Source organism: Paeniglutamicibacter gangotriensis Lz1y (assembly GCF_000348945.1).
Taxonomy (GTDB): Bacteria; Actinomycetota; Actinomycetes; order Actinomycetales; family Micrococcaceae; genus Paeniglutamicibacter; species Paeniglutamicibacter gangotriensis.
Map to the genome: position 1 here is coordinate 206,853 of NZ_AOCK01000002.1, position 22,697 is coordinate 229,549.

General features: G+C 63.4%; 17 protein-coding genes. 13 read left to right on the top strand and 4 right to left on the bottom strand.

Annotated elements, in window-relative coordinates:
• Window positions 1-263 precede the first annotated feature (263 nt).
• The 5 genes from ADIAG_RS03955 to ADIAG_RS03975 all read left to right on the top strand — a co-directional run bounded on the left by ADIAG_RS03955 (window position 264) and on the right by ADIAG_RS03975 (window position 5,512).
• A complete protein-coding gene (locus ADIAG_RS03955) occupies window positions 264-1,661 on the top strand; it encodes a hemolysin family protein (RefSeq protein ID WP_083873903.1) in 1,398 nt (465 codons plus the stop codon).
• The gene (locus tag ADIAG_RS03960; RefSeq protein WP_007270019.1) at window positions 1,658-2,725 is read left to right on the top strand and encodes a hemolysin family protein; all 1,068 of its coding nucleotides are present in this window, start codon (window positions 1,658-1,660) and stop codon (window positions 2,723-2,725) included. The genes ADIAG_RS03955 and ADIAG_RS03960 overlap by 4 nt, the downstream gene beginning before the upstream one ends.
• A gap of 70 nt (window positions 2,726-2,795) precedes the next feature.
• Window positions 2,796-3,794 carry a metal ABC transporter solute-binding protein, Zn/Mn family gene (locus ADIAG_RS03965; protein ID WP_007270020.1) on the top strand — a complete coding sequence of 333 codons (999 nt, stop codon included), beginning with the start codon at window positions 2,796-2,798 and terminating at the stop codon, window positions 3,792-3,794.
• Entirely contained in the window at window positions 3,784-4,629 is an 846-nt protein-coding gene (locus ADIAG_RS03970) for a metal ABC transporter ATP-binding protein (protein WP_007270021.1), read from the top strand. Before ADIAG_RS03965 ends, ADIAG_RS03970 begins: the two co-directional genes overlap by 11 nt.
• A gap of 4 nt (window positions 4,630-4,633) precedes the next feature.
• Window positions 4,634-5,512 (top strand): metal ABC transporter permease, encoded by an 879-nt coding sequence (locus ADIAG_RS03975; protein ID WP_007270022.1) that lies wholly within the window; start codon window positions 4,634-4,636, stop codon window positions 5,510-5,512.
• Between the two features lie 200 nt (window positions 5,513-5,712).
• Here the strand turns inward: ADIAG_RS03975 and ADIAG_RS03980 are convergent, their stop codons facing one another.
• Window positions 5,713-6,150, bottom strand: coding sequence for a Fur family transcriptional regulator (locus tag ADIAG_RS03980; protein ID WP_007270023.1), 438 nt, complete (start codon window positions 6,148-6,150; stop codon window positions 5,713-5,715).
• 204 nt (window positions 6,151-6,354) lie between these two features.
• On the opposite strand from ADIAG_RS03980, the gene ADIAG_RS03985 reads away from it, so the two are divergent.
• Window positions 6,355-7,050, top strand: coding sequence for an MBL fold metallo-hydrolase (locus ADIAG_RS03985; protein WP_007270024.1), 696 nt, complete (start codon window positions 6,355-6,357; stop codon window positions 7,048-7,050).
• A 21-nt stretch (window positions 7,051-7,071) separates the two neighbouring features.
• On the opposite strand, the gene ADIAG_RS03990 is transcribed toward ADIAG_RS03985, so the two are convergent.
• Window positions 7,072-8,094 carry a PLP-dependent cysteine synthase family protein gene (locus ADIAG_RS03990; protein ID WP_007270025.1) on the bottom strand — a complete coding sequence of 341 codons (1,023 nt, stop codon included), beginning with the start codon at window positions 8,092-8,094 and terminating at the stop codon, window positions 7,072-7,074.
• Between the two features lie 283 nt (window positions 8,095-8,377).
• Between ADIAG_RS03990 and ADIAG_RS03995 the strand changes: the two genes are divergently transcribed.
• The 3 genes from ADIAG_RS03995 (at window position 8,378) to ADIAG_RS04005 (ending at window position 10,892) form a co-directional block, all read left to right on the top strand.
• Window positions 8,378-9,229 carry a sulfurtransferase gene (locus ADIAG_RS03995; protein WP_007270026.1) on the top strand — a complete coding sequence of 284 codons (852 nt, stop codon included), beginning with the start codon at window positions 8,378-8,380 and terminating at the stop codon, window positions 9,227-9,229.
• Window positions 9,230-9,297: 68 nt separating this feature from the next.
• Window positions 9,298-10,467, top strand: a complete 1,170-nt coding sequence (locus ADIAG_RS04000) for an NAD(P)-dependent alcohol dehydrogenase (RefSeq protein ID WP_007270027.1) — start codon at window positions 9,298-9,300, stop codon at window positions 10,465-10,467.
• The gene (locus ADIAG_RS04005; RefSeq protein ID WP_007270028.1) at window positions 10,464-10,892 is read left to right on the top strand and encodes an HIT family protein; all 429 of its coding nucleotides are present in this window, start codon (window positions 10,464-10,466) and stop codon (window positions 10,890-10,892) included. The genes ADIAG_RS04000 and ADIAG_RS04005 overlap by 4 nt, the downstream gene beginning before the upstream one ends.
• 99 nt (window positions 10,893-10,991) lie before the next feature.
• On the opposite strand, the gene hrpA is transcribed toward ADIAG_RS04005, so the two are convergent.
• Window positions 10,992-15,005, bottom strand: a complete 4,014-nt coding sequence (gene hrpA, locus ADIAG_RS04010) for an ATP-dependent RNA helicase HrpA (RefSeq protein ID WP_007270029.1) — start codon at window positions 15,003-15,005, stop codon at window positions 10,992-10,994.
• Between the two features lie 415 nt (window positions 15,006-15,420).
• On the opposite strand from hrpA, the gene ADIAG_RS04015 reads away from it, so the two are divergent.
• The 4 genes from ADIAG_RS04015 (at window position 15,421) to ADIAG_RS04030 (ending at window position 20,773) form a co-directional block, all read left to right on the top strand.
• The gene (locus tag ADIAG_RS04015; protein ID WP_007270030.1) at window positions 15,421-16,428 is read left to right on the top strand and encodes an ABC transporter substrate-binding protein; all 1,008 of its coding nucleotides are present in this window, start codon (window positions 15,421-15,423) and stop codon (window positions 16,426-16,428) included.
• A gap of 94 nt (window positions 16,429-16,522) precedes the next feature.
• A complete protein-coding gene (locus ADIAG_RS04020) occupies window positions 16,523-17,449 on the top strand; it encodes an ABC transporter permease (protein ID WP_007270031.1) in 927 nt (308 codons plus the stop codon).
• Window positions 17,442-18,233 carry an ABC transporter ATP-binding protein gene (locus ADIAG_RS04025; RefSeq protein ID WP_007270032.1) on the top strand — a complete coding sequence of 264 codons (792 nt, stop codon included), beginning with the start codon at window positions 17,442-17,444 and terminating at the stop codon, window positions 18,231-18,233. Before ADIAG_RS04020 ends, ADIAG_RS04025 begins: the two co-directional genes overlap by 8 nt.
• 635 nt (window positions 18,234-18,868) lie before the next feature.
• Window positions 18,869-20,773, top strand: coding sequence for an alpha/beta hydrolase (locus tag ADIAG_RS04030; RefSeq protein WP_007270033.1), 1,905 nt, complete (start codon window positions 18,869-18,871; stop codon window positions 20,771-20,773).
• 412 nt (window positions 20,774-21,185) lie between these two features.
• Here ADIAG_RS04030 and cls read toward each other — a convergent pair whose 3' ends face one another.
• Window positions 21,186-22,694, bottom strand: a complete 1,509-nt coding sequence (gene cls / locus ADIAG_RS04035) for a cardiolipin synthase (protein WP_007270034.1) — start codon at window positions 22,692-22,694, stop codon at window positions 21,186-21,188.
• Between the last annotated feature and the right edge of the window lie 3 nt (window positions 22,695-22,697).

A 22,697-nucleotide genomic window follows, 5' to 3' on the forward strand; every position in this document is an offset into this window, starting at 1 on the left:
CGGCGTTCGTCCTGCTCACAGCAAATTTGCGCGTTGCGCAGGTGCTCCGGTCGGGGGTCGGATACACTGAAAATGTTATGGACAGTCACTCTCTGTGCCGGCCTGTCGTGAAATCACGCGGTGCCGGCCACATATGTTATTGCTCGCCTGGTTCAGCCTCCCTATCGGAGCCTTCTTGTTGGCGGCGCACACACCCTAGCTTTTCGGGCCTCGGTACATCCGGCCCCCGGAAACCCTTCACCGCCGGGGCGGTGAATCACTAGATGGAATGGATGCTGCTGGCCATCGGCCTGCTGCTCATCCTGGGCACCGGTTTTTTTGTTGCCGTTGAATTTTCCCTCGTCGCCCTCGACCAGGCCAACGTGCAACAGGCCGTTGATGCCGGAGATACGAAGGCCATCGCGCTGCTGCACTGCCTCAAATCGCTCTCCACCCAACTTTCCTCGTGTCAATTGGGTATCACCCTCACGACCCTGCTGACCGGCTACGTCATCGAGCCCTCCGTGGGCAAGCTGCTGCAGGGGCCACTGCTGGACCTCGGCTTGGGCGATTCGGCCGTTCCGGTGTCCTTGGTGGTGGCGATGCTGCTGGCGACCTTGCTGTCAATGGTCATCGGCGAACTGGTCCCCAAGAACCTGGCCATCGCCAAGGCCTTCGAGATCGGGCGCGCCGTGGCCCGCCCGCAACTGGTTTTCACCGCCATCTTCAGGCCCGCAATCGTGGTGCTCAACGGATTCTCCAACAAGGTCCTGCACCTGTTCGGTCTGGAGGTCAAGGAGGAGATCTCCGGGGCCAGGTCTCCGGCCGAATTGGTTTCTTTGGTACGCCGCAGTGCCGAAATGGGCACCCTGGACAAGGACGCGGCGCTCTTCGTTGACCGGACCGTGCGCTTTTCTGAGCGCTCGGCCGCCGACGTGATGACCCCGCGCACCCGGATGGAGACCATCGAACACACCGCCCACGTCCAGGAGGTCATCGAGCTGGCCAAGGAATCCGGGTACTCTCGTTTCCCGGTCACCGACGGTTCCTCTGACGAGATCAAGGGCGTCTGCCACGTGAAGACCATCATTGCCATCCCGCGCGACAAGCGTGCCGGCAAGGAAGTTGGCGAGAACAAGACTCCGGTGATCTTTGTGCCCGAAACCGTGCACCTCGACACGCTGCTGGTGCAGTTGCGCGGCGCAAATCTACAGATGGCCATCGTGCTTGACGAATATGGCGGAACCGCCGGAATGGTCACCTTGGAAGACTTGATTGAGGAAATTGTTGGCGAGGTCGCCGACGAACATGACTCCGCGGATCCCGAGGTACGCCAACTGCCCGACGGCTCGTGGATGATCCCGGGCATGTTCCGCCCCGACCAGCTCAACGAACTCATTGGTGAGGTGGAGATCCCGGACGACGCCGCCTATGAGACGGTGGGCGGGTTCGTGATGGCCGAACTGGGCCGGATCGCTTTCTTGGGCGACGTGGTCGATACCGAGGGCGGGGCCTTCACAGTCACCGCGTTGGATAAGCGCCGCGTCGACGAGCTGCACTTTGTGCCGCACCCGCCGCAGCCCACCAAACCCTCCAAGTCCTCCAGTGGTTCGAGCGCCTCGAGCGCTTCGAGTGCTGCCTCGGCGCCCAGTCCCGACGAAGCTACGGGGGCACGGGCATGAACGACTTTTCCGGGCTACTCTGGCTCATCGTGCTGTTGCTGGGCAACGCCTTCTTCGTCGCGGCAGAATTCGCCGTGATGTCGGCGCGCCGCTCACAGATCGAGCCCCTGGCCGATGATGGGGATAAGCGGGCCATCCGTGCGCTGAAGGCCATGGAACAGGTCTCCATCATGCTCGCGGTCTGCCAGCTGGGCATCACCGTGTGCTCGCTGCTGATCCTGAACGTCGCCGAACCGGCCATCCACCACCTCTTCGTGGTTCCGCTGGAACTGCTGGGCCTCTCCGAGGCACTGGCCGGGACCACCGCGTTCCTGCTGGCGCTGCTGATCGTGACCTTCCTGCACGTGACCTTTGGTGAGATGGTCCCCAAGAACGTCTCGGTGTCGAAGGCTGACAAGGCAGTGCTGCTGCTGGCCGGGCCGTTGCTCTGGCTTTCTGTGGTGGTCCACCCGCTGGTGGTTTCGCTGAACTGGATCGCGAACATCTTCCTACACGCCATGAAGGTGGAACCCAAGAACGAGGTGAACTCGGCCTTCACCGCCGCTGAGGTGCAAACGATCATCGCCTCCTCCGCGCACCACGGCACGCTGGAAGCCGCGGACGCGGTGCGGCTGCGCAAGGCACTGGAGTTCTCCAACCTCACCGCCGCCAGTACCATGGTGGCCAGCGACCAGGTTGTCACCCTGGAACGCGGTACCACGGTGCAGGAATACGAGCGGACCGTGGGCCGGACCGGGTTCTCCCGGATCGTGATTGCGACCGAGGGCGAGTTCATGGGCTACTGGCACATGAAGGACGTCATGGCGATCCCCGATGACCGTTACCGCCAGCCGATCTCGGGCATCGAGCTGCGTCCGCTGGGCGTGGTGCCCGAGGGCGCGGAAATCGAAGATGCGATGGAACAGATGCGTGCCGACGGCAAACACCTGGCACGCGTGGTCGATACCTCGGGGAAGACCCTGGGCGTGTTGTTCTTGGAAGACGTGCTCGAGCAACTGGTCGGGGAAATCGACGACCAGAACCAGAAGCGCGGTATTCGCCGGGAAAACCGCAGCGCTCAATAATGCGAATGAATCGCAATTGCGATATCATGGGGGCTGACGAACTTCACCCGAAAGGTTCCGTACGCACCGCATGAGCAAACCACCGCGCAACCGCGCCACCCTGCGCACCCTTGCCGCCGTATCCTCCGTGCTGCTGTTGGCCGCTTGCTCCGCCACGGCGCCGGCAGCGGAAAAAACGCCCGGTTCCGGGGTGCTGCAGGTCGTGGCCTCGACCTCCGTGTATGCGGATGTAGCCCAGGAAATTGGCGGGTCCGCGGTGGAGGTCCGTGCCCTGGTGGAACAGACCTCGCAGGATCCGCACTCCTACGAGGCCACCGCCCGAGACAAGCTCGCGGTCTCCAAGGCCGAGGTCATCATCGCCAACGGCGGGGGATACGACCCCTTCATGGATGCGCTGGCCGGCGGCCTGGATTTGCCCGACGACGCGATCACCCGGGCCGTGGACTTCCAGCAAGAGCACGGCGCCGAGGGTGAATCAGCGGCACAGGATCGAGCCGAAACGAGCGAGCACTCCGAGTCTGAGCACTCCGGACACGACCACTCTGCGGGCAACGAACATGTCTGGTACGACGTGCACACCGTCGGAGCCCTGGCTGCCGGACTAGCCATGGAGTACTCCGAGCTGCGCCCCGAGCACACCGAGCAGTTTGCTGCCGCCGCCGCGGCGTTCCAGAAGCGCATCGACGAGCTGTCGCAGAAAATCGTTAACCTGCAGGGCGTTGCCCGGGGAAAGAAATTTGCGATGACCGAACCGCTGCCCTTCCACCTGCTCACCGATGCCGGGATGCAAGACGGCACCCCCGAAGGCATCAGCGAGGCCATGGAAGCCGGGGAAGATGTGCCGCCGCTGCTGCTCAAGAAGCTCAGCGAGGGACTGGCCGCCGGGGACTACTCCGTGCTGGCCGTGAACACACAAACCACCGGTCCGCAGAGCCAAAAGGTCGCAGAATTGGCTCGCCAGGCCGGGGTCCCGGTGCTGGAAATGACCGAAACCCTGCCCGAGGGGCAGAACTACTTCTCTTGGATGGAATCAAACGTGCAGCAACTCGAGGTGGCCCTTGGCCGCTAGCACCCAGCCCGCACCCACCGCGGCACCCATCCACGCACCCGAACCCGTGGTGAAGCTGCGTAATGCCGCGCTGCGCTTCGGGGACCGACTGCTCTGGGACGGGCTAGACCTGGACATCGCCCCCGGCGAATTTCTTGCGGTACTCGGCCCCAACGGCTCGGGAAAAACCACGATGCTGCGCACCCTGATGGGGCTCCAGGAACTGTCCTCCGGCACCGTAAATGTCGCCGGGAAACCCGCGACCCGCGGCTCGCGCCTAGTCGGCACCATCCCACAGCAACGATCCTTCGACGACAACACTCCGCTGCGTGCCCGCGATCTGGTGGCACTGGGCATCGACGGACATAAATGGGGCATCCGGCTCAAACGCAAGGCCATGCGCAAGCGCGTGGACGAACTACTGGAATTGGTTGGGGCCACCGCCTACGCCGAGAGACCCGTCGGGGTGCTCTCCGGAGGCGAACAACAGCGCTTGCGCGCCGCCCAAGCGTTGGCCGATAACCCGCGTTTGCTGCTCTGCGATGAGCCTCTGCTCTCCTTGGACCTGCACCACCAACAGGCGGTTTCCTCGCTGATCCACCGCCAGGCCTGCGATCACGGGGCGGCAGTGGTCTTCGTGACCCACGAAATCAACCCGATCCTGCAATATGTGGACCGGGTGCTCTATCTGGCCGGCGGGCGCTTCCACGTGGGCACCCCCGAAGAAGTCATGCGCTCCGAGGTGCTCTCCGAGCTCTATGGTTCGCCCATCGAGGTCTTCGAATCCAACGGCCGCATCGTGGTGGTCGGCATGCCCGAAACCGTAAACCACGCCCACCCGCACCAAGGAGCCTAGGACCATGGACCTATCCGAGATCTGGGGCACCGTTTTCAGCTTCGAAGACTATGCAGAGATTTTGCCGCTGGTATCGAACTCACTGGTTGCAGGTGCCCTGCTGGGCCTGGTGGGTGGAATGATCGGCATCTTCGTGATGCTGCGCGACATGGCCTTCGCCGTGCACGGCATCGCCGAGCTTTCCTTCGCCGGTGCAGCCTTCGCCCTGCTGATCGGCTCCAATGTGGTCTTCGGGTCGCTGGTCGGCTCGGTGCTGGCCTCGTTGGTGCTGGGACTGATGGGCGCCGCTGCGAAGGACCGCAACTCGATCATCGGGGTGCTGATGCCCTTCGGGCTGGGCCTAGGGATCTTGTTCCTGGCCCTCTACCAGGGCCGCAGCGCCAACAAGTTTGGCCTGCTCACCGGTCAGATCGTCGCGGTGGACACGGTGCAGCTGGGATTGCTGGCCGTGTGTTCGGTGATTGTGCTGGTGGCCTTGGTGGCCATGTGGCGCCCGCTGACCTTCATCTCTGTGGACCCGGCCGTCGCCGCGGCGCGCGGGGTTCCCGCCGGCCGACTCTCGGTGGCCTTCATGGTGGTCCTGGGCCTGGCGGTGGCCCTGTCGATCCAGGTGGTCGGCGCCCTGTTGGTGCTTTCGCTCTTGATCACCCCAGCGGCCGCTGCCATCCGTGTGGCGACCAACCCGGTAGTGACCGTCGGCCTGTCGGTAGTATTTGCGATGACTTCGGTCGTCGGCGGGATCCTGTTGGCGCTGGCCGGTTCGCTACCGATCAGCCCGTATGTCACCACGATCTCGTTCTTGATTTACCTGGTGTGCCGGCTCATTGCCTGGAGCCGGGATCGGGTGCGGCACTCCGAGACACTCGCGGCGCAGGCCGCCTAAGACCCAGTGCCCCCGGGCGCGCTGCGTTCCTGGGCAACCCCCGGGCGATGGCGCATCTCCGGATGCGTTGGCCCTCAGTATTCGGGGCCGGCGCTGTCCACCCGAAGGGCACCGTAATCCTTGGCGCGAACATCGTCTGTCGAGGCTAACTGTCGATCCCGCTGAGCGTATAGACCCAGCGGGATGCGAGATGTGCGGGGTTAGTGGTTCTCGGTGGCCTTCGCTACCGAACATCCGGGGCACAGCCCGTAGATCTCTACCGTGTGCGTGGGTTCGGTGAAACCGTTTTCTTCGGCCACCCGGGCAGCCCATTTCTCCACCGCCGGGGCCTCTACCTCGACGGCCTTGCCGCAGATCCGGCACACCAAGTGGTGGTGGTGATGTTCGATGACGCACTGACGGTACATCGCCTCGCCCTCGTTGTTACGCAACACATCGACCAGGCCGTCCTCCGCCATGGAGAGCAGCAGCCGGTAGACGGTGGCCAGGGAGACCTTCTCGCCTTCGTCGGCAAGCCAGCGGTGAAGTTCCTGTGCGGTCACGAAGTCATCGACTTGGCCCATCGCCGCGGTGACTGCCAGGCGTTGCTTGGTCACCCGCTGTTCGGTTCCGCGTCGCGTGGTCGCAGGATTCGTCATTTTGTGGAAGCACTCCTTGAAAGATCAGCACAACGTGCCCAAGATTCGGGGGTGGGCATCGGCCGATGTGCGGCTCGGCGCACGCCCGGGTTGCGGACACCTTGAGTTTACCAGCGACAGCGGTGCCCGGGCCGTTGCCCCGTGCCCTGTGCGCGGCCCGCAGAACACTGGTCAGAAGCGAACCTCCATGCCTAGGCTGGGGCCATGGAGATCACCAAGTTCAACCATTCATGCATCCGGGTGCGTAGCGGCGAGCGGGCACTGCTCATCGACCCAGGAACGTTCTCTACGCTGGCCCAGGCTTTCACCGGTGTCGAAGCGGTCTTAGCGACGCACGAACACCCGGACCATCTGGATGTTGCCGCGCTGTTGGTGGCGATGGGCGCCAATCCCGAGCTGGTGTTTTATGGGCCGCCTGCGCGGGCCGCGACGGTGCTCGAAGCCGCCGAATCCTTCGAAGCGGCCGGGACCGGTCGCATCCTTGAGGCGTCCGCGCGGATCCAGGCTGTATCACCGGGCGCGCATTTTGAGGCAGCAGGCCTGGACATCAGCACGCATGGCGGGGCACACGCGGTGATCCACCGCTCGCTGCCGGTGGTGGCTAACCTCGGGTTCTTCATCGGCGGAGAACTTTTCCACCCGGGAGACAGCTACCAGGTGCCCGAGGGCATCGATGTGGCCACCCTGCTGATCCCGGCGCACGCACCCTGGGCGAAGATCGGCGAGAGCCTGGACTTCCTGGAAATGGTCGGTGCACCGCTGAACATCCCCATCCACGACGGGCTGCTCAACGAACGCGGGCTGAGCTTGGTCGACGGGCACCTGACACGGGTCGCCGGCGAACACGGGCTCGAATACCGCCGGATTCCCAACGGTATCCCGGTCGAACTGGATCGCTAGCGCCCGCCAGGTGCGAGCGTTCTACTCCCAGCGACCGGTGGAGAGCAACCGTTCGATGCGCCCCGTGTAAGGTTCAGGGTCGAGTCCGGCCGAGGCCAGCCACACCGGGTCGTAGTACGAGGTCGCGTAACGCTCACCGTTGTCACACAGCAGCGTGACCACCGATCCCTTGTCGCCGGCGGCCAGCATATTCGCCACGATCTGCCACGCCAACCAAAGGTTGGTGCCGGTCGAGGGACCAGCACACAGGTGCGCGAAGTCCTCCAGGTGGCGCATCGCCGCCACCGAGGCGGCATCGGGCACGGTGGCCATGAAATCGATGATGCCCGGAACAAAGCTGGGCTCCGGGCGGGCCCGCCCGATGCCCTCGATGCGGCTGGCCGTTCCGGTGATGGTATTCGCATCGCCCCCGGAAGCCGCTGCCTGCCAGGCCGGCATGAATGCCGAGCCCTCGGGGTCTGCGACAGCCAGACGCGTGGCGTGTCGGTGGTAGCGGGCGTAGCGGCCAATGGTCGCCGAGGTCCCGCCGGTGCCGGCTCCCACCACGACCCAAGCCGGGACGGGGTGCTGCTCCATGGCCAGCTGCTCAAAGATGGACTCGGCGATGTTGTTGTTCCCGCGCCAGTCGGTGGCCCGCTCCGCGTAGGTGAACTGGTCCATGTAGTGCCCGTTGGTGTCTGCGGCGATCCGTTCGGATTCCGCGTACACACTCGAGGGATCGTCCACCAGATGGCAGGTGCCTCCGGTGGCCTCGATCAGCGCGATCTTCTCCGGTGAGGTGCCGGCGGCCATCACCGCAATGAACGGCAAGCCCAGCAGCTTGGCGTAGTAGGCCTCGGAGACGGCGGTGGACCCACTGGAGGCTTCCACGATCGTGGTGCCCTCGGTGATCCACCCGTTGACCAATCCGTAGAGGAACAGCGAGCGAGCCAGGCGGTGTTTGAGGCTGCCGGTGCGGTGGGTTGATTCGTCCTTGAGGTACATATCGATGCCCCACACAGCGGGCAGCTCAAGCTTGTGCAGGTGGGTGTCGGCCGAGCGCATCGACTCGGCCTCGATGGTGCGCACCGCCGCATCGACCCAGGCGCGGGATGAAGAGGGACGGGGTAGCTTGAGCAAAGGCGTTGTATCCACCTCAGCAACACTACAAGAACTTGGCGCGGACAGCTGGGGCCGTACTCACCGGGGATACCCACACGAAGGGCCTCGCGCGCGGCCGCGCGCGAGCAGAGCCGGAGCATGCGAGTGGATCCGCCGGCGGACGTAGGCTGGGAGCATCGAAGGGCCCGCGGGCCGCGGAACCAAGCAGATGAGGATATTTCAGCCCATGGTCGAAGAACACCGGGAATTAATTCAGGTAGAGGAACTTGCTGCACTACTGGGCTCCGGGGCACATACCGTGCTGCTGGATGTGCGCTGGGCCCTGGGAGATCCGCACGGCCGGGAGCACTACGCCGCCGGACACCTCCCCGGAGCCGTGTTCGTGAATATGGAAACCGAGCTCTCAGCCCGGCCGGGCCCGGACACCGGACGCCACCCGTTGCCCACGGCTGAGGACTTCGCTGCCACCGTGCGGGCCTGGGGAATCAACGATGACTCGGAAATAGTGCTCTACGACGACTCCGGGGCATTGGCCGCCGCCCGCGGCTGGTGGTTACTGCGCCACGCCGGATTCCGAGGTGTCCGGGTGCTCGACGGGGGACTAGGTGCCTGGAAGGCTGCGGGCCACCCGCTAGAAACCGGAAACAACATTCCCGTGCCGGGAACAGCCGCCGCCAGCTGGGACCAGATGCCGGTGATCGACATCGAGGAAGCCGCGGCCTTCCCGGCCCGGGGAATCCTGTTGGACTCCCGCGCCGCCGAACGCTACCGCGGGGAGGTAGAACCCATCGACCCGCGCGCCGGGCACATCCCCGGGGCACACAACCGTCCCACCACCGCGAACCTGACTGCCGACGGACACCTGCTGGCACCGGAGGACCTCACCGCGGCACTGGCCGAACTCGGTGTGGAATCAGGGGCGCCGGAGGTAGCGGCGTATTGCGGTTCGGGCGTCACCGCCGCCCACCAGATCCTCGCGCTGGAAACCATCGGAGTTCATGCGGCGCTGTTCCCTGGCTCCTGGTCGCAGTGGAGCTCGGATCCCGCACGCCCGGCGGGAACCGGAGAACAACCATGAGCCACCTGGCCGCAATCGGACCCCGGGACGGTTGGCTCCGGGGTCCGGGAGAGAGGTAGGTTCGAACTATGATGATTGGTCGACCCAAACCCCCACCGTTGAACGCCGCCGCCAAGCTGAATGAACATGCCCGCACCCGTCCGTCCGTGAATCTAGCGCCGGCCGAGGTACCGGCCATCGGCATCGCCGAGCCCGGCGGAAAGCTCGTGCCCCTGGTGATCCACCGCCGCGAACCCGGGCCCCGCGACGTGGTGATCGAAGTGGAATACTGCGGACTGTGCCACTCCGATGTACACGCCGGACGCGGGGAATGGGGAGCCAAGCGCTTGCCGCTGGTGCTGGGCCACGAAATGGTCGGCATCGTCTCGCACACCGGTGCCGAGGTCACGGACATGCCCATCGGCTCGCGCGTGGGCGTGGGCTGCCTGGTTGATTCGTGCCGCGACTGCGAGGCCTGTACGGCGGGCGAAGAACAGTTCTGCACCGCCTCGGTGGCGACCTACGGCGCCCGCGACCCACGCACCGGGGAATACACCCAAGGCGGGTATGCCACCCGCATCGTGGTGGATGCAGGCTACGTGCTGCGGATCCCCGACGCACTTGACCCAGCCGCAGCCGCACCGCTGCTCTGCGCCGGAATCACCGCCTACTCACCGCTGCGCCACCACCAAGTCGGACCCGGCACCCGGGTCGGAGTGCTGGGCCTGGGCGGCCTGGGACATATGGCGGTGAAACTTGCCGCGGCGATGGGCGCCGAAGTGTCGGTACTGACCCGGGGGAGCGCCAAACGCGAGTCCGCACTGCACCTGGGGGCATCGAGCGTGATTGACACCCTGGATGCGGAGCAACTGCACAAGGCAGCCGATTCGCTGGACTTGCTCATCGACACGGTCTCGGCCCCGCACGACATCGGTCTCTACCTCAAAACCCTGCGCCGGGATGGGGCGCTGGTCCAACTGTCGCTGCCCGAGGGACCGATGCCGGCCTTCGACACCCGTGCCCTGGTGTTCAAGCGACTGAGCTACACCGGCTCGTTGATAGGCTCGATTGCAGAAACGCAACAGATGCTCGACTTCTGCGCCGAGAATCAAGTGAAATGCGACATCGAGCTGGTGGGTGCCGAGGGACTCAACGAGGCCTGGGACCGGATGGTCGCTGCCGATGTGAAATACAGGTTTGTACTGGACGCCGCCACCGTGGGGCGCAATGAGACTCAACAACAATCGGAGGGTGCATGAGCACGCTGTTCACCAAAATTATTAACGGTCAGATCCCCGGCCGCTTCGTCTGGAAGGACGAGAGCACCGTCGCCTTCCTGACCATCGGGCCGATCACCCACGGGCACACCCTGGTGGTGCCGCGGGCCGAAGTCGACCACTGGGTTGATGCTCCCGAAGAATTGATGAACCACCTGATGATGGTGGCCAGGCACATCGGCCGGGCGCAGAAGCAGGCGTTCGGTTCCCAACGGGCAGGGCTGATGGTTGCCGGGTTTGAGGTCCCGCACCTGCACGTGCATGTATGGCCGACCAATTCGCTGGCCGACTTCGATCTGGCACGGGCCGATAACGACCCGAACCCCACCACCATGGACGCCAACGCCGAGAAGCTGCGAGCAGCCTTGCGGGCCGATGGCCACGGCGCCCTGGTTCCCGAGGCCTAAGCCTTCACGGCACTTGCTGCCTATGACTGCGGGGCCCTGCACACTCGATCGGTGATCAAGTGTGCCGGGCCCTTGGGTGTTTTCTGCCCGGCTAGTGAACTACCCGGCCGTGGCAGCCGCTTCACGGATGGCTGTGCGGATGCGCTTGGCGGACACCGAATAGGCGGTGCCCAGCTCTTGGGCGAAGAGCGATACCCGGTATTCCTCCAGCATCCATTTCACCGCCGTCAACCCTGCCGGGGTGCGCATCCCGGGCAGTAGCTGGCCCAGGGCTGCGTCGTAGTCGTCTTCCAACGCTTGGATATCGAGGGTCGCGGCATTGTCACGTGCCACGTTCCCGGCGGCAAGCTTTTCCAGCCGCTTTTCGATGGCATTGATGTAGCGCGGCAGCTGGGCCAACTGCGCGTACCCGGTATTGGCCACAAACCCGGGATACACCAGCTGCCCGAGCTGCGTCTTGATGTCGTTCAGCGCATTAACCAGCGCCAACGAGGAAGCGGACTTGATGGCCTTGTTGATCCTCCGGGTCCCGGAGAGCACCTTCTCCACGATTGCGGTGACGGTGAAGACCGTGTCGATCAGTTCGGCGCGCACCGATTCGTAGAGCGCGTCGAAGTCGGCCTTGGCGAAGGGCAGGGTGGCTGGCACCAGCTTGTCCACCGCGGCCATGGTGCAGTCGCCGATCAGCGCCTCGACACTGCCGTGCGGGTTCTGCGTGAAGACCAGTTTTTCCTTGTTATTCAGATGGTCGAGCACGTACCGGGCGGGGGAGGGGACCTTAAGCAGCAGCAACCGGATCACCCCGCTGCGGTGGGCGGCGAGCTGTTCGACGGGGTTGCGGAAGACACTCAGCCGCACCGAGGTACCGGCATCAACCAGCGCCGGGTAGGCGGTGACTTGCTGCCCGGCAACCTCGCTGACCACCTTTTCGCTGATGGTGCCGCTTAGTCCCAGCCCGGTGTCCCAGTCGGTGAGCCCGGCACGTTCCCACACGGTGGTGGCCACCGCCGGGCCGCCGCCGGAGCGTGAACCGGAAGTAGCAGCAGCGGCCGTGGCACCCCGGCCCTTGCTCTTCCCCTTGCCGTTGGCCTGGGTAGTGTTCGTTGCCCCGTCTGAGGGGGCAGAGGTGATGCCGGCGGGAAGCGCAGCACCTGGCTTGATGCCCAGTGAGCGGGCCAACGCCGAACGGTTGGCCGCGGCCAGGGTCTGCTGCAGCATCGCCAGGTCCTGGGACTCGTCGAGCACCTTGGAGGAGGCATCGAGCACCGTGAAGGTGAAGCGCAGGTGTGCCGGCAGCGCCTCCCAGTTCCAGGAACCGGGAGGTACCACCACGCCCTTGAGCCGGCGCAGCACCAGCTCCAGCGAGGCGGCCAGATCGTCGGTCTCCGGGTTGAAATCAGCCTCCAGCGCGGCGACAGCGGCGCGGGCAACATCGGGGGCAGGAACGAAGTTCTTCCGAATGATTTTGGGCAGCGACTTGATTAGCGCGGTGACCAGCTCCACGCGCAGCCCGGGGATGAGCCAGCGGAAGCGCACCGGATCCAACTGGTTCAAGAAGAGCACCGGAACACGTACCGAGACCCCGTCCGATTCCCCGGGGCGGGCCGCCGGGTTGTACTCGTAGACCAGATCAAGATCCAGGGTGCCGTGTCGCCAGGTACGCGGGTAGGCGTCGGTGTCCAACTCGGTGGTGTCGGCCAGCAGCAGGTCCTCGGGGTTGAAGTCCAGCAGCGTCTCGTCCCGGTGCCGGGCCACCTTCCACCACTTATCGAAGTGCCGTTCGGAAAGAACCTCGGGGCCCAGGCGCGCATCGTAGAACTCGAAGAGGTCCTCGTCGGACACGCGCAAGTCGCGACGGCGCATCCGGGTCTCGAGTTCCTCGATGTCTTCGAGCACCCGGCGGTTGCGGGCAAAGAACTTGTGGTGGGTCTTCCAATCGCCTTCCACCAGCGCATGCCGGATGAACAATTCGCGGCACAGCTCCGGATCCACCCTCGAGTACTGGATACGGCGGCGGGCCACGATGGTCAACCCGAAGAGCGTGACCTTCTCATAGCCCATGACCGCCCCGGAGTTCCGCGACCAGTGCGGCTCCGAATAGCTGGACTTCAACAGATCCCCGGCGACTTCCTCAAGCCACTTCGGATCCAGCCGAGCCACGGTGCGGGCCCAGAGCTTAGAGGTCTCCACCAGCTCGGCGGCCATCACCCACTCGGTGTTCTTCCGGGCCAGGGCGGAGCCGGGGAAGACCGAAAATCTGGTGCCGCGCGCGCCGACGTATTCGCGTTTGCGCTCGTCCCAGTACCCCACGTGTCCCAGCAGCCCGGCCAGCAGCGAGACGTGGATGGCCTCCTCGTTGGCCGCGGCGTCCACAGCTTCCGGGGAGATGGTGATGCCCAGGGGCTTGGCCAACTGGCGCAGCTGGGTGAACAGATCCTGCCATTCGCGCACCCGCAGGTAGTTGATGTACTCGCTTTTGCACAGTCGGCGGAACGCTGAAGAAGAGAGTTCCTTCTGCTTTTCCTGGAGGTAACGCCAGAGGTTCAACAGCGAGGAGAAGTCGGACTTCGCATCGGTGAAGCGCTTATGCATCTCTGCGGCACGTTCGCGCTTGCCGGTTTCCTCGCTGGGGCGTTCGCGCGGGTCCTGGATGGACAGTGCTGCGGCCAGCACCATCACTTCCCTGGCGCATCCGCGGTTCCCCGCCTCCACAATCATCCGGCCCAGCCGCACATCCACCGGCAGCTGTGCCAATGACTTGCCGATTGTGGTGATGCCCGCACCGGTGCCCGTTTCCAGGGCGCCGAGTTCGCGCAGCAGCGCCACACCATCGTTGATCGACTTGGTCTCGGGGGGTTGGACGAACGGGAAGTCGGCGACATCGCGCGCCGAGCGAACCACACCCATCGAGCTCATCTGCAAGATCACCGCGGCGAGGTTGGTGCGCAGGATCTCCGGGTCGGTGAATTCTGGCCGAGTTTCGAAGTCCTCCTGCGAGTACAGGCGGATCGCGATGCCATCGGACACGCGCCCGCAACGGCCCGAGCGCTGGTTGGCGCTGGCCTGGGAGACCCGTTCGATGGGCAAGCGCTGGACCTTGGTGCGGTGCGAATAACGTGAGATGCGGGCGGTGCCGGTGTCGATGACGTACTTGATGCCCGGCACCGTCAGCGAGGTCTCGGCGACGTTGGTGGCCAGCACGATGCGCCGGTTGCGCCCCGGCTTGAACACCTGGTGTTGCTCGGCCAGTGACAACCTGGCAAAGAGCGGGAGCACCTCGGTTCCGGCCAGCCGCTTGTTGGTCTGGACCCGGGCACGCAATACCTCGGCGGCGTCACGGATTTCGCGCTCGCCGGGGAAGAAGATCAGGATGTCCCCGGGAGCCTCCTTGGCCAGTTCATCCACTGCCTCGGCGACGGCATCGAGCGGGTCGCGGTCCTCGACCTGCGCGTCGGGGTCCAGCTCGTCTTCGTCCATACCATCGGCCGGGTTCAGCGGGCGGTAGCGGGTTTCGACCGGGAAGGTGCGCCCGGAGACCTCGATGATGGGGGCAGGCACCGGCTCTTGGCCATCGGCCCCGGGGGCAGCGAAGTGCTGGGAGAATCGTTCCGGGTCGATGGTGGCCGAAGTGATGACGATCTTCAAGTCCGGGCGCTGGGGCAGGATGCGGCGCAGGTAGCCCAGCAGGAAGTCGATGTTCAGGCTGCGCTCGTGGGCCTCATCGATGATGATCGCGTTGTATCTCTTGAGCAGCTTGTCGCGCTGGATCTCGGCGAGCAGGATCCCATCGGTCATCACCTTGACTTGGGTGGAGCGTGAGACCTCGCCGGTGAAGCGGACATGGAAGCCGACCTCGGCGCCAATGGTGGTGCCCAGTTCCTCGGCGATGCGTTCGGCCACGGTGCGGGCGGCCAGACGGCGCGGTTGGGTGTGTCCGATCATGCCCTTGTTGCCTAGGCCCAGCTCGAGGAGCATCTTGGGTAGCTGGGTGGTTTTGCCGGATCCTGTTTCGCCGGCGACGATGACCACCTGGTTGTCCTTGATGGCTTTCTTGATGTCGTCGCGGCGGGCGGAAACGGGCAGGGCTTCGGGATAGGAAATCGTCAGGGCCATGATGTCCAAGTCTATGCCAGTAGTAACCGCTTGCTTCGCCCGGCATCGGAGCCGCGCGGGCTTTGCCATGGTGGGGCCCGATATATGCCCGGACGGGGCTTGGGGAGCGCGCCGCGCTGTCAAAACACGGATGTGTCCACGCTACCGTCTGATTCTGCCAACACTTAGATACCGATTGTGTGGATCAAGGGTCGCGTGGATGAAAAATGCACTGGAACGCTCACAAAAGCTGACATATCGTCTTGCAATTCCTTGCAGATGGAAGAATTGTGAGTAGGTTCACATGTAGTATCGAATGAATTCAAGACGAGAACTTCCCGCCGAATGGCCGGGGCTGGGCAAATCCTGAAATGGCCTCCGCGCGGCACTTGATCGCGCACCGGGCATGACACTCGCACGTCGTGAAAGGAACACCATGAAACTCCTCAAATCTGTTCAGCTTGCAGCAGGCGTAGCAACTGCCGCGCTCGTACTGACCGCCTGTGGCGGATCCAGCACACCCGAGGCCAGCGGCGCCGCCGCGGATGATGGTCCGGTGAAGATCGGCATCAACCAGTACCTCACCCACCCATCGTTGGACGCGGTCGCCACCGGGTTCAAGAAGGGCATGGCCGATGCCGGCTACACCGGGGATAAGATCTCCTACGACGAGCAGAACCCGCAGGGTGAAGCGGCAACCAACACCTCCATCGTGGGTAAGTTCGCTTCCGACGACGATTTGGATCTGGTCCTGGCGATCGCCACCCCGGCCGCGCAGGCAGCAGCCCAGTCCATCACCGATATCCCGGTGTTGTTCTCCGCAGTGACCGACCCGGTCGATGCCAAGCTCGTGGCCAGCGAAGAGGCACCCGGCGCAAACGTCACCGGAACCTCGGACAAGAACCCGGTGAAGGAACAGCTGGAGCTGCTCACCCAGATCAAGCCCGATGCCAAGAGCGTGGGCATCGTCTACTCCTCCGGTGAAGCCAACTCCGCCATCCAGGTCCAGTGGGCCAAGGATGCAGCCGAGGAGCTGGGTCTGACCATTGAAGAGAAGGCGATCTCCGCGTCCTCAGAGGTGCAGCAGGCAGCAAACAGCCTGAACGTTGACGCGCTCTACGTCCCGACCGACAACGCCGTGGTTTCCGCGCTTGAAGGCCTCTTGCAGACCGCCCAGCAGAAGAAGATCCCGGTGATCTCCGCTGACGGCGAGTCGGTCAAGCGTGGCGCTACCGCCACCTACGGCATCAACTACGAGAAGCTCGGTGAGCAGACCGCACAGATGGCAGTGAAGATCCTCAAGGGCGAGGCCGAGCCGGCATCGATGCCGGTAGAGACGCTGACCGAGGTCGACCTGTACCTCAACAGCGCTGCCGCTGAGAAGATTGGTCTGGAGTTCCCGGCCGACATGGTCTCCGAAGCAGCAGAGAACTACAAGAAGTAGAAGCGACCGTCACTACGGTCCTCTTTGGTGGCCGGTCGGTCTTGCCGACCGGCCACCATATTTAGTCCAAAACCCAGAACGCTAGGATCCACCCATGATCACCGCGGTTGAACTAGGCCTGATCTACGCGATCATGGCCCTTGGGGTCTACCTGACCTTCCGTATCCTCGACTTCCCCGACCTGACCGTTGATGGAAGCTTCACCACCGGTGCCGCCACGGCATCGATCACCATCGTCAACGGGGTCAACCCCATCTTGGCGACCTTGCTGGCCTTCCTCGTCGGTTCCCTGGCCGGGGTCATTACCGGCCTGCTACACACCAAGGGAAAAATCGACGGGCTGTTGGCTGGCATCCTGACCATGATCGCCCTGTATTCGATCAACCTGCGCATCATGGGCAAGGCCAACGTGTCGCTGCTGGGGGAGAGCACCCTGGTCTCCCCACTGCGCGCCAATCAGCTCTTGGGCACCTGGGCATCGGTCATCCTGATGTTCGCCGGCTGCCTGGTGATGGTGGCACTGATCGTCTGGTTCCTGCGCACCAACGTCGGGCTGGCCATGCGTGCCACCGGCGACAACGAGGAAATGATCCGTTCCTTCGGTGTGAGCACCGACAACCAGAAGATCCTGGGCCTGGCACTGTCCAACGGCATGGTCGCCTTCGCCGGCGCCCTGATTGCCCAGTTCCAGGGCTTCGCCGACGTCGGCATGGGCATCGGCGTGATCCTCATCGGTCTGGCCTCGGTCATCGTCGGACAGGCCATCTTCGGGCAGAAGTTCATCTGGATCGCAGCCCTGGCCGTCGTCTTCGGTTCGGTCGTTTACCGCCTGGTCATCCAGGTTGCGCTCAACGCCGGGCTGGAAGTTACCGACATGAAGCTGATCTCCGCGGTGCTGGTGGTGCTGGCACTGATCCTTCCGCAATGGAAGGGCTTCTCGAAGTTCGCCAACCGCATCCGCATTCGCGGCAAGGATGCCCCGGCCACCGAAGTGAAGGAAGAGGTGGGAACCAATGCTTAAGATCTCCAACCTGAGCAAAACGTTCTTCCCCGGCACGGTCAACGAGCGCAAGGCGCTGCGCGACATCAACTTGGAGTTGATCGAGGGCGAATTCGTCACGGTCATCGGTTCCAACGGCGCCGGGAAATCCACGGTGCTGAATATGGTCGGCGGCAAGTTGCGCCCCGACACCGGCAACGTGGAGATCGCTGGCAAGGGCGTCACCCGGCTCGCGGATCACGCGCGGGCCAGGTTCATCGGCAGGGTCTTCCAGGACCCGATGGCCGGTACCGCACCGAACATGACCATCGAGGAGAACATGTCCCTGGCGCTGGGCCGGGGCACGTTCCGCGGGCTGGGTTCCGGGGTCACCAAGCGTAAGCGCGAAATGTTCGTCTCCGAGCTGCGCTCCTTGGAACTTGGGCTTGAAAACCGGCTCAAGGCCAAGGTCGGACTGCTCTCCGGTGGTCAGCGCCAGGCCCTGAGCCTGCTGATGGCCACCTTCTCGGGACCCAAGATCCTGCTGCTCGATGAGCACACCGCGGCCTTGGATCCGCAGCGTGCCGCACTGGTGGCCAGACTGACCGAAGAGATCGTGCAACGCCACAAGCTGACCACACTGATGGTCACGCACAACATGGAACAGGCCCTGCGCCTGGGCACCCGGCTGATCATGATGCACGATGGTCAGATCATCCTTGATCTGGATTCGGAGCAGAAGGCAAAAATGACGGTTCCTGACCTGCTGCACGAGTTCGAGAAGATCAAGGGCGCGCAGCTCGATGACCGGACCATGCTGCAGTAGCTCGGCCCGCTCTCTGAGCTGTATGGAAAAAGCCACGTAGGAGCCGCACCCCCTGGGGGAGTGCGGCTCCTTCGTCGTCCCGGCGACCAGTGCCAGACGGCCAGCGGCTAGCACCGAATGGTTCGGTGGGCCGGGGGCCAATGCACGTGTTCACGAAGAGGTCACCGAACACGCACTCGAAGTGGTCTGGCGGGAAAAGGACGCAGACAAAAACGTGGAGGTTGGTGCTGGGGCCATGGGTCCGGCGACTGCCACGGAATCATTGCATGAGGCATCGGCGTTTGGCGTCGACTCGGCAACTACACAATCAACTGATTTGCTCTGAAGAGACCAGTAATACCTCAGTTGGTGGGGTGTGCCCCTTTGCTTCAGATAGAAATGTTTCTTGACGTCCCGTACCCGCGAACGATCGACTCGAGCGGCGGACTTACTTCCTGGAAATGCCAAGGATAGTCACTAAAACGGCACCCAGTGAGCAGTGCCAAAGTGCTCATGGAACACCGCCAAATATCGTGTCCAGATTGAGACATGCCCAGTGCCTGATTTATCCACCAAATACTCAATACTTCAATCATGGCCAAGTGACCAAATCGTCCACTTCGCCATGCCAAGCACCTACCTTTGAAGGAACTGACATGGCACATAAACGATTGGGTCGCGCCCTGGGCATGGCCACGGCGGTGGGACTCTTGGCAGGAACGGCCTTCATCTCCCCGGCTAACGCAGCACCGCCGCTGACCAAGGAAATCACCATCTTGAGTGCACCTGCGGTGCAGACGGCCAAGAAGAGTACGCATAACACAACGAGCAAGGCCGAACGCAAACGAGTCGACGGGTTCAAGACCCCCACACCGAAGTGGTTCAACTGCTCACCGCTGGCCCCCGGTGCCCAATGCGCCACGGTGAAACTACCCTTGGATTACGACAACCCACGCGGGGCCAAAACTGAAGTCGCGATGTTGCGGATCAAGGCGAAAAACCAGAAGAAGCGCATTGGAACCCTCTTCGTCAACCCCGGGGGCCCGGGTGGTTCCGGGATACAGATCGCCGCAGCGGCCCCTGACTTCTTGAGCCCCAAGGTGCTCGATCGCTTCGACGTCGTCGGGGTTGATCCACGCGGCACCAACTTCAGCGACAACGTGCGCTGCTGGAAGAATCTCGGCGTCCAAGGAACTGCCTTGGACGGAATGAACGTCCCCTATCCGGACACAGCCAAAGAAACACGCGCCTTCGTCAAATCTTCCAAGGCCTTCGGCAAGGCCTGCTCCACCACCGGTAAGCCCCTCTCTGCCTCGATGTCCACCGCCGAAGTAGCTCGCGACATGGATGTGTTGCGCCGCATGGTGGGGGACAAACAGCTAACCTATCTGGGCTTTTCCTACGGCAGCTACCTGGGCACCGTCTATGCCAACATGTTCCCTGACCGGGTCCGTGCTGTGGCCCTTGACGGAGTACTCGACCCGGTGGCCTGGGCAGGAACCTCCTCCACCACGGGCACTCCGCAGACTCAACGCATCAAATCAGGGGAGGGAGCGGAGAAAGCCATACGGGGGATCTTGAGCCGTTGCAAAAAGGCCGGCAAGGATTACTGCCAGTTGGCTGGCCAGGGCGACCCGGAAAAGCTCTATCGCACGATCATGGCAGAGCTGAAGCGTTCGCCTCTGGTGTTCTCGGATCCTGACTATCCCGAATATGACTACGCGCTAACCGCAGCAGCCCAGACTGCCAGCTTGCTCAGTTACATGTATGACCCGCAGGGATCAACAATGGTGGACGGGGACCTAACCTTTGTGTTGCAGATGCTGCAGGACAGGGCTGCACAGAAGGGCACGACATTCCCGAAGGCCGCAACCAAGACGAAGGCACCCAGCAAGGCCAAGATGACTGTTGCGCGCAAGGCTCTGGCCAAGTCAATGCGTGCCGTCGAAGCGGAGGAAAAGGCTGCTGCCAAGGAAACATCCCGCAAGGCCGCTGCAACAGGGTTCGCGTTCCCCTATGACAACTCGCCCGAGGCTTTCCAGTCGGTGCTGTGCACGGATTCAAGGAATCCTGCCAAGGCGGATAACTGGTCACGTTACGCGGCGACGGCAAGCATTAGTGCGCCGGGCTTCGGTCAGCTGTGGACCTGGGCCTCGGCCCCGTGTGCAAGCACCACGTGGAAGGCCAAGGACGAGGATTCCTACAAGGGGCCGTTCACGCGCCAGACCAAGAACCCGATGTTGGTGGTGGGAAACTACTGGGATCCGGCGACGAACTACTCCGGGGCCCAGAAGGTCGCGACGTTGATGCCCAACAGCAGGCTTCTGAGCAGTAACAGCTGGGGCCACACCGCGTACGGCACCTCGAAGTGCGTCACCGATGCCATGGACCGCTACCTGTTGACCAAGCAAGTGCCAGCAGTCGGGAAGCTCTGTGCCGGAGACGTGCAGCCATTCACCGAAAAGCTCGACGATTTCGGTGACCAGCGTCGCAAGTCGAGCCCGGATCGCCAGCTGCCGCCGGTCGTGCCGCCGCTTCCCGGAGCGCTTCCACGCACCTAAGGTCAGGGACCCTGGCAAACGATACGAAGGACGGAACCGTGATGACGGTTCCGTCCTTCGTATCGTTCATGCAGTGATCCGGAAACGTACTTCTTGAAGGCGCCCTAAGATCCACGCGAATGCGGCACCGGTGGCGAAACGGGCACTTCGCGGCATAACGAACTGCCGTGAGTCGCCCGTTCAAGACGAAAGACACCCTGTTTTGGGGAGATGGAATCCGGCATCCCTGACCAGTGATAGGGCCTAAAGCCACGTGGGCCGCCGATCCCGGAAAAATTACGGAATCAACGGCCTGCTGCTAGTCGATGAAAAATCGAGGCTAGATGGCACGGGCCAGATTGACGCGCAGTGTTCCCCGTCATGACAGGGGGTGGAAGTGCGCTGTCGAGGCACATGAGGGGCACGGCGGTGGCTACTGCAGGGCCGAGGTGAGCCTAGCCAGGTTATCCAGCACCGTGGAGCGCAAGGGCTGCTTCAACCATTCCTCCAGAGTCAACAGTCTGCTGACCTCGCGGTACTCGTCCTCAACCGCACGCATCTGCGCCACAAAGTCGGCATCGCGCACCAACATCGAGACCTCCATGTTCAGCCCGAACGAGCGCATGTCCATGTTGCTTGAGCCGATCAGCGCCGTCTCGTCGTCGATGGTGAAGTGCTTGGCGTGCAGGATGTAGGGGGCCGGGTAGAGGTAGATGTTCACCCCGGCGCGCAGCAGCTGCTCGTAGTAGGAACGCTGTGCGTGATAGACCAGCGCCTGGTCACCGATTTCGGAGACAAACAAATCCACCGGGACCCCGCGGGCCACCGCCGAGGTGACCGCATACATCAGCGACTCGTCGGGCACGAAGTATGGGGAGGTGATCACAATGCGCTTTTGCGCCGCGTGGATCAGCCCCAGGAAGAGGCGCAAGTTGTTTTCGCGTTCGAACCCCGGGCCCGAGGGCACCACCTGGGTGAGCATGGTCCCTTCTTCGGCCTGGTGGTCGATCAACGCGTCGCTCAGACGCGCCAGCGAGGCGTCGTTGGTGACCATTTCTTCCCGGCGAACACCCTCGATGATGACTTCCCCGGTCTCGGAGTACCAGTCGGAGATGAACACAGCATCCAGGGCCGCCACGCCCGGTCCGCGCAACTCTACGACCAGTTCCTTCCACAACAGGCCACGCTTGATGTTCTTGCTCACGTTGTAGTCCCGCGAGATCATATTCAGCGATCCCATGTAGCCCACGGTCCCGTCGATGACCAGGATCTTGCGGTGGTTGCGCAGGTCGGGGCGCTGGAACTTGCCCTTGAGCGGTTGCAACGGGAGCATCAGAGTCCAACTGGCCCCCATGGCTTCCAACCGGTCCTTGGTGTGGGCGTAGTAAGGCTTGCCGCGCGAGGCCCAGTGGTCCATCATCACGTTCACGTGCACCCCGCGGGCAACGGCCCGTTCCAGGGCCGCGAAGAACACCTTGGTGCTTTCATCGGAGCTCAGGATGTAGAACTGCACGTGGACGTAGTTGGTGGCAGCATCCACGGCGTCTGCCATCGTTTTGATGGTCCCGGCATAGTCGCCCAGCAGCCGCCCGGAGTTCCCTGCAAGCATTGGCAGCCCGCCATAGGTGCTATTCATGTCCACCAGCGAATTGAACCAGGCCGGGTTCCCTTCGTGGGTTTGCTCCAGCCGCTCCTCGGCGGAAACCGAACGCATGAACTCGGTGATTTCCTGCTGCACCTCACGGCGCTTGCGCGGCAGCTTGGGGGAACCGATGAGCAGGAAGGCGAGCACCCCGGCGTAGGGGATCAAGAAGATCGCCAGCAGCCAGGCCATGCCCGAGGTGGGCTTGCGGTTGCGTGGCACGAAGATGATGGCCAGTACGCGAATGGCCAGGTCTATGACCACCAGGGCGCTCGCCCACCACCAGGCAGCAGTAAACATGTA

Coding starts and splice junctions, on each gene's coding strand:
- ADIAG_RS03955 (WP_083873903.1), top strand. CDS start 264: ATGGAATGGATGCTGCTGGCCATCGGCCTGCTGCTCATCCTGGGCACC.
- ADIAG_RS03960 (WP_007270019.1), top strand. CDS start 1,658: ATGAACGACTTTTCCGGGCTACTCTGGCTCATCGTGCTGTTGCTGGGC.
- ADIAG_RS03965 (WP_007270020.1), top strand. CDS start 2,796: ATGAGCAAACCACCGCGCAACCGCGCCACCCTGCGCACCCTTGCCGCC.
- ADIAG_RS03975 (WP_007270022.1), top strand. CDS start 4,634: ATGGACCTATCCGAGATCTGGGGCACCGTTTTCAGCTTCGAAGACTAT.
- ADIAG_RS03980 (WP_007270023.1), bottom strand. CDS start 6,150: ATGACGAATCCTGCGACCACGCGACGCGGAACCGAACAGCGGGTGACC.
- ADIAG_RS03985 (WP_007270024.1), top strand. CDS start 6,355: ATGGAGATCACCAAGTTCAACCATTCATGCATCCGGGTGCGTAGCGGC.
- ADIAG_RS03990 (WP_007270025.1), bottom strand. CDS start 8,094: ATGCGCTCGGCCGACACCCACCTGCACAAGCTTGAGCTGCCCGCTGTG.
- ADIAG_RS03995 (WP_007270026.1), top strand. CDS start 8,378: ATGGTCGAAGAACACCGGGAATTAATTCAGGTAGAGGAACTTGCTGCA.
- ADIAG_RS04000 (WP_007270027.1), top strand. CDS start 9,298: ATGATGATTGGTCGACCCAAACCCCCACCGTTGAACGCCGCCGCCAAG.
- ADIAG_RS04005 (WP_007270028.1), top strand. CDS start 10,464: ATGAGCACGCTGTTCACCAAAATTATTAACGGTCAGATCCCCGGCCGC.
- hrpA (WP_007270029.1), bottom strand. CDS start 15,005: ATGGCCCTGACGATTTCCTATCCCGAAGCCCTGCCCGTTTCCGCCCGC.
- ADIAG_RS04015 (WP_007270030.1), top strand. CDS start 15,421: ATGAAACTCCTCAAATCTGTTCAGCTTGCAGCAGGCGTAGCAACTGCC.
- ADIAG_RS04020 (WP_007270031.1), top strand. CDS start 16,523: ATGATCACCGCGGTTGAACTAGGCCTGATCTACGCGATCATGGCCCTT.
- ADIAG_RS04025 (WP_007270032.1), top strand. CDS start 17,442: ATGCTTAAGATCTCCAACCTGAGCAAAACGTTCTTCCCCGGCACGGTC.
- ADIAG_RS04030 (WP_007270033.1), top strand. CDS start 18,869: ATGGCACATAAACGATTGGGTCGCGCCCTGGGCATGGCCACGGCGGTG.
- cls (WP_007270034.1), bottom strand. CDS start 22,694: ATGTTTACTGCTGCCTGGTGGTGGGCGAGCGCCCTGGTGGTCATAGAC.